The sequence below is a fragment of the Rhodospirillales bacterium genome (assembly GCA_016872535.1).
In the GTDB taxonomy this organism is placed as follows: domain Bacteria; phylum Pseudomonadota; class Alphaproteobacteria; order Rhodospirillales; family 2-12-FULL-67-15; genus 2-12-FULL-67-15.
The window spans coordinates 23,457-29,618 of the sequence record VGZQ01000039.1; the positions used below are offsets into that span (position 1 = coordinate 23,457).

Sequence of the window (6,162 nt, forward strand, 5' to 3'; positions counted from 1 at the left end):
TCGGGTGGACGTTCCAAGCGTATTTTCGGTCGCTTGCGCGTGAAGCCTCGCCATTATTGGACGGCTCCGCCGTCCCGCGCAACCCGGTAGCCGCAAGGCGATAACCGGTATGGCCCTGAATAATAAAGGTTTGCCCCAGGATCTCGAAACGGCGGGATCGGGTAGGCAAGGCGCAAGGACAGGGCACACGGGGGCACGGCCACCGCCCGCGGGGCGCGGCATTCAGCCGAAGCGGACCTCGACATCGCCGAGCGGCGTGAACTCCGCCTTGAAGCGGTCGCCCTTGTTCGCGGGCAGGATTTCGGAGAGCGAACCGGTCAGCACCACGGTGCCCGCCTTCAGGGTTTTCCCGCGCGCGCCCAACCAGTTGGCGAGCCAAGCGACCACGAATTTCGGCCCGCCCAGGACCGAGGCGCCGGAGCCGTAGGTCGGCTTGTCGCCGTCGCGCCCGAACAGCACGCTGACCCCGGCGGCGTCCAACCCTTTCGCCGGCTTCTCGGGCCCGAGCACGAACCCGGCGTTGACCGCGTTGTCGGCGACCAGCTCGATCCCCTTGATCCGCCAGTCCCGGGTGCGGGCGTCGATGATCTCGAACGCGCCCATCAGGCTTCCGAACGCGGCCTCGGCGTCCTCCGGCGTCACGCCGGGGCCCTTGAGGTCGGCGCCCATCCGGACCGCGATTTCGCATTCGATCCGGGGCGCGATCAGGCGCTCGATCGCGCAGGCGCCGCCGTTGGCGACCTGGCGCTGCAGGAACAGCGTGCCGATGGCGGGCTCGACGGTCTTGAAACGGCGTTGCGCGGCTTTCGAAGTCGAGCCGACCTTGATTCCGAACGGATGCAGGCCGTTTGCGACGTGCAGCGCGATCAGGGCATCCTGGATGTGATAGGCGTCGTCGAGGCCGAGATCGGGGCGCGCCTCGCCGATGGGCGGGATCGGCGCGCGATTCCGCTCGGCTTCAAGGAACGCGCGGGCCAAGGCCTGGGCGTCGGCGTCGCTCAAGGGCATGGGGAAGATCTCCGATTTGCGCCCCCAGTTTGCAGGCGGCGGAGACCTTATATAATCCGCCGTCGCGCCGAAAGGAAAGACGCATGACCGCGATGGCTCACAACTGGATCGGGGTATGGACGCTGTACGCGCGCGAGGTGCGTCGTTTCGTCAAGGTCTACGCCCAAACGCTGGTCGCGCCGGTGGTGACGACGCTTTTGTTTCTCGCCGTGTTCATGTTGGCGATCGGCCCCGACCGGGCCGAGATCGCCGGCATCCCCTTCATCGATTTTTTGGCGCCGGGCTTGGTGATGATGGCGGTGGCGCAGAACGCCTTCGCCAACACGTCGTCCTCGATCGTCATCGCCAAGGTCCAGGGCAACATCGTCGATACCCTGATGCCGCCCTTGACCGCGCACGAGCTGACGCTCGCCTTCGCCTTCGGCGGCGCGACGCGCGGCGTGGCGGTGGGTGTGCTCACCATGCTCGCCATGGCGCCGTTCGTCGGTATCGGCATCGATCATTGGGGCTACGCGCTCTTCCATCTCGTCGCCGCGTCGCTGATGCTGTCCCTGATCGGCATCGCCGGCGGCATCTGGTCGGAGAAGTTCGACCACATCGCCGCGGTCACCAACTTCGTGGTCACGCCGCTCGCCTTCCTGTCGGGGACGTTCTACAATCTCGAACGTTTGCCGGACGCGTTCGTGCACATCGCGCTGCTCAATCCGTTCTTCTATATGATCGACGGATTCCGTTACGGGGTGATCGGCTACGCCGACGTCTCGCCTGTTCTCGGCGTCGCGGTCTTGGCGGCGGCGAACGCGGCGTTGTGGTTCGGCTGCTGGCAAATGTTCCGGACCGGCTACAAGCTCAAGGCCTGACATCCCGACCGCGCCAACGCATTGAAAGATCGTTGTTTTCGGCGAACCGTGCCCCCGGCCCGAATTGACACGCCGGGTCCCGGCCCCGATACTCCCCGGCTTTCCCGGCCGGCTTTCCCGGATTTCATGCCGGCATACGACCAACGAGAGCGACGACCGTGATTTCGCCTGTGATGCCCACCTATGCCCGGGCCGACCTCGCCATCGCGCGGGGCGAGGGCATGTATCTTTATACGACCGACAACCGTCGCCTGCTCGACTTCGGCGCCGGCGTCGCGGTGGTTTCGCTCGGCCATTGCCATCCGCACTTGGTCCAGGCGCTGCAGAAGCAGGCGGCGACGCTCTGGCATTGCTCGAATCTCTACCGCATTCCCGGCCAGGAAAGACTCGCCGAACGCCTGGTGGCGGCGAGCTTTGCCGATTCCGTGTTCTTCTCCAACTCCGGCCTGGAGGCGATGGAGTGCGCGCTGAAAATGGCGCGGCGTTACCACGACGAAACCGGCCAGCCCAACCGCTACCGGGTGATCGTCGCCCAGGACGCGTTCCACGGCCGCTCGCTCGCGACCATCGCCGCCGGCGGCCAGGCCAAGCACTTGAAGGGGTTCGATCCGGTGGTCGGCGGCTTCGACCGGGTGGCGTTCGGCAACCTGAACGAAACCCGCGCCGCCATCGGCCCCGAGACCGCCGCCATCCTGGTCGAGCCGGTCCAGGGCGAAGGCGGATTGCGCGCCGCGCCGCCGGGCTACCTGAAAAGTCTGCGCGCGATCGCCGACGAATTCGGCCTGCTTCTGATCCTCGACGAAGTGCAGACCGGCATGGGCCGCACCGGCAAGCTGTTCGCCCACGAATGGGACGACATCCGCCCCGACATCGTCGCCGTGGCCAAGGGCCTCGGTGGCGGCTTTCCGGTGGGTGCGACCTTGGCGGTCGAAAAGGTCGCCAAGGTGATGACCGCGGGCAGCCACGGCTCGACCTTCGGCGGCAATCCGCTCGCCATGGCGGCGGCCAACGCGGTGCTTGACGTGATTCTCGCCGACGGTTTTCTCGAACGGGTGCGTTCGATGGGCGCCCGGCTCAAGGACGCGGCCGAAGGCCTCGCCCGGCGCCATCCGCGCGTGATCGCGGAAGCGCGCGGCCTCGGCCTGATGATCGGCCTCAAGACGATCCCGGAGAACGCCGGCGTGGCGAGCGCGCTGGCGGACGCCGGTCTGCTCACGGTGGTCGCGGGCGACAACGTGATCCGGCTGGTGCCGCCGCTGATCGTCGAGGAATCGCACATCGGCGAAGCGACGGCGATCATGGACCGGGTGTTCGCGTCGCTCGCCGAAAAGGCGGCGTGACATGAGCGCGCGCGCCCGCACATCTTTACGACATTTTCTCGACCTCGACCGACTCGACGCCAGGACGCTGCGCCGGATCCTCGGTTTCGGCGCGGCCTTCAAGCAGGGCCGCCCGCCCAAGGGCCGCGCCCGGCCGCTCGCCGGCCTGACCCTCGCCATGATCTTCGAGAAGCCCTCGACCCGCACCCGCGCCTCGTTCCAGGTGGCGATGCAGCAGTTGGGCGGCCAGGTGGTCGGGCTCGGCAGCGCGGAATCGCAACTCGGACGCGGCGAGACCATCGCCGACACCGCACGCGTGCTGTCGCGCTACGCCGACGCCATCATGCTGCGCACCGACGATCCGGCGAAACTGCGCGAAATGGCGGCGCACGCCACGGTGCCGGTGATCAACGGCCTTACCGACCGCTCGCACCCGTGCCAGATCATGGGCGACATCATGACCTTCGAGGAACGGCGGGGGCCGATCGCCGGGCGCACCGTCGCCTGGAGCGGCGACGGCAACAACGTGGCCGCGTCGTGGATTCACGCGGCGGCGCGGTTCGGCTTTCGCCTGCGCCTCGCGTGCCCGCGCCAACTCGCACCCGACCCGGCGGTGCTGGCCTGGGCCAAAAGCCAGCGCGCCGATGTTGCCGTGGTCGAAGATCCCGTCGCCGCGGTCGCCGGGGCGGATTTGGTGATGACAGATACGTGGGTGTCCATGGGCCACAAAGATGCCGCGCGGCGGCGCAAACTGCTCCGGCCCTACCGGGTCGACGCGCGCCTGATGGCGCGGGCCAAGAAGAACGCGCTCTTCATGCATTGCCTGCCCGCGCACCGGGGGGAAGAAGTGACCGACGAGGTCATGGACGGGCCCGCCTCGGCGGTGTGGGACGAGGCGGAAAACCGCCTCCACGCTCAGAAGGGCATTCTTTATTGGTGCCTCGCGGACTAGCGGTCCGGCGGCGCTCTTCCCATATCCGTTCGATGAGTTCCGTTCCGATATCCGCGCCCGCGTCCACGTTCGAAGACGCGATCCAGCCCTTTCAGGTCGAGGACGCGCGCGTGCGCGGTCGCCTGGTTCGGGTCGGCCCCGCGCTCGATTCGATTCTCGGCGCGCGCGCCCTTCCCTCGGCGGCGGAAGGGATGCTGGCCGAAGCGGTCACGCTCGCCGCGCTGCTGGCGAGCGGCTTCAAATACAAGGGCGTCTTCACCCTGCAAACCCAGGGCGACGGGCCGATCGGCCTGATGGTCGCGGACATGACCAGCGAGGGGGCGCTTCGCGGCTATGCCCGGGTCGACGCCGCCCGCGTCGCCGCGGCGGAGCGCGGCGGTTCCGCCCCGGTGCCGCGCCTGCTCGGCGCCGGCAATCTCTCCTTCACCCTCGATCAGGGTGCCGGTACCGAGCGTTATCAGGGCATCGTCGCGCTCGAAGGCGCGCGTCTCGGCGAATGCGTCCAGACCTATTTCCGCCAATCGGAGCAACTGGAAACCGCCATCGTCGTCGCCGAGAATTGTTCGGATCGGACGGGCGCAACGCCGCGTCGGGCGGCGGCGTTGATGGTGCAGCGTCTGCCGCCGGAACCGGCGACGCTCGACGAGGACGCGGAAGAGGACTGGCGTCGGGTGGTGACGCTCGCGAGCAGCGTCACCGCCGCCGAGCTGCTCGACGACCGGCTGAAACCCACCGACCTGCTCGCCCGCCTGTTCCACGAAGACGGCGTGCGCGCCTACCGCGTCCGTAAAATCCGCCACGCCTGCCGCTGCTCGCGGGCCAAGGTCGAGCGTACGCTGGCCGCGTTTCCCCGGGCCGAGATCGAAGACCTCGCGGTCGACGGCGTGGTCACGGTGACGTGCGAATTTTGCGGAACTCATTACCGCTTCGATATGGATGCGCTGGCGCGCCTATATGTCGGCAACGCTTGAACGGGCGTGAAACCGCATGCGACAATATCGGTTCGGGTGACGGAAAAGCATGGAGAACGGAACATGACGACGATTGAAGCGCGCACACGCTCGGCGCTCGCCGCCGCGATCCTCGGCGCTGCCCTGCTTACCGGCTGCGAGACCCAGATGCCGGCGCAGAAACTTCCCGACCTCACCTTCGCGCACCTGCCGCCGCTCGCGCTCGCGGTGCAGCGGGTGGAAATCGATTTGCGCTTCGCGCCCACGTTGCGCGCGCCCAACGTCGAGCACACGTTTCCGGTTCCGCCCGCCCGCGCGCTCGAGCGCTGGGCGAGCCAGCGCCTCAAGCCGGTCGGCGGCTCGGCACCGGCGCGGTTCGTCATTCTCGACGCCTCGGTGACGGAAACCAAGCTTCCGCGCGACACGTCGATGCGCGGCTATTTCACCAAGCAGCAGTCGGAACGCTACGACGCCAAGGTCGAGGCGGCGATCGAAATCAACGACGTCAACCGGCGCGCCGCCGCCAACGCCATCGCCAGCCGCTGGACCACGGTGCCGGAGGACGCCTCGCTGCAGGAACGCGAGCGGATCAAGTTCGACCTGATCGAGGGACTGATGAAGGATTTCGACGCCGAAATCGAGAAGAACGTCCGTCAGCACCTCGCCAACTGGGTGCGCTAGGACCGCATTCCACCCCCACCCCAACCCTCCCCCGTCGAGGGGGAGGGTTATTTTGGGAATATCCCCCCTCCCCTTGCGGGAGGGGGATTGGGGGAGGGGTATGCCTCCGTCGGAAACTTGTTCTAGGCGAATTCGCCGGCGCCGCCGCCGAGCTTGCCGACCATGGCGAGGAATTCGCGCCGCGTGGTCGCGTCGTCGCGGAACGCGCCGAGCATCCGGCTGGTGACTAGCGTCGTGCCGGGCTTGTGCACGCCGCGGGTGGTCATGCACTGGTGCACCGCCTCGATGATGACCGCGACGCCCTTGGGCTGAAGCTCCTCGTTGATGACGTTGGCGATCTGGGCGGTCATCTTTTCCTGGATGATCAGGCGGCGGGCGAACACCTCGACCAG

At 67.6% G+C, this 6,162-nt stretch carries 7 protein-coding genes; 5 read left to right on the forward strand and 2 right to left on the reverse strand.

Features of this window, described 5'->3' with window-relative positions; all coding sequences use genetic code 11:
• Positions 1-222: 222 nt before the first annotated feature.
• Positions 223-1,008 (reverse strand): 2-keto-4-pentenoate hydratase, encoded by a 786-nt coding sequence (locus tag FJ311_09310; GenBank protein ID MBM3951637.1) that lies wholly within the window; start codon positions 1,006-1,008, stop codon positions 223-225.
• 83 nt (positions 1,009-1,091) lie between these two features.
• Between FJ311_09310 and FJ311_09315 the strand changes: the two genes are divergently transcribed.
• From FJ311_09315 to FJ311_09335, 5 genes are all read left to right on the forward strand, one after another.
• Positions 1,092-1,868 (forward strand): multidrug ABC transporter permease, encoded by a 777-nt coding sequence (locus tag FJ311_09315; protein ID MBM3951638.1) that lies wholly within the window; start codon positions 1,092-1,094, stop codon positions 1,866-1,868.
• 173 nt (positions 1,869-2,041) lie between these two features.
• Positions 2,042-3,208, forward strand: a complete 1,167-nt coding sequence (locus tag FJ311_09320) for an aspartate aminotransferase family protein (GenBank protein ID MBM3951639.1) — start codon at positions 2,042-2,044, stop codon at positions 3,206-3,208.
• Between the two features lies 1 nt (position 3,209).
• Positions 3,210-4,139: an ornithine carbamoyltransferase gene (argF, locus tag FJ311_09325; GenBank protein ID MBM3951640.1), complete on the forward strand. Its 930-nt coding sequence runs from the start codon at positions 3,210-3,212 to the stop codon at positions 4,137-4,139.
• Positions 4,140-4,171: 32 nt separating this feature from the next.
• Positions 4,172-5,110, forward strand: coding sequence for a molecular chaperone Hsp33 (locus FJ311_09330; GenBank protein MBM3951641.1), 939 nt, complete (start codon positions 4,172-4,174; stop codon positions 5,108-5,110).
• A gap of 63 nt (positions 5,111-5,173) precedes the next feature.
• A complete protein-coding gene (locus FJ311_09335) occupies positions 5,174-5,770 on the forward strand; it encodes a hypothetical protein (protein MBM3951642.1) in 597 nt (198 codons plus the stop codon).
• 122 nt (positions 5,771-5,892) lie between these two features.
• Here FJ311_09335 and FJ311_09340 read toward each other — a convergent pair.
• Positions 5,893-6,162: GTP cyclohydrolase I FolE (locus FJ311_09340; protein ID MBM3951643.1), on the reverse strand; the 270-nt coding region annotated here is incomplete at its 5' end.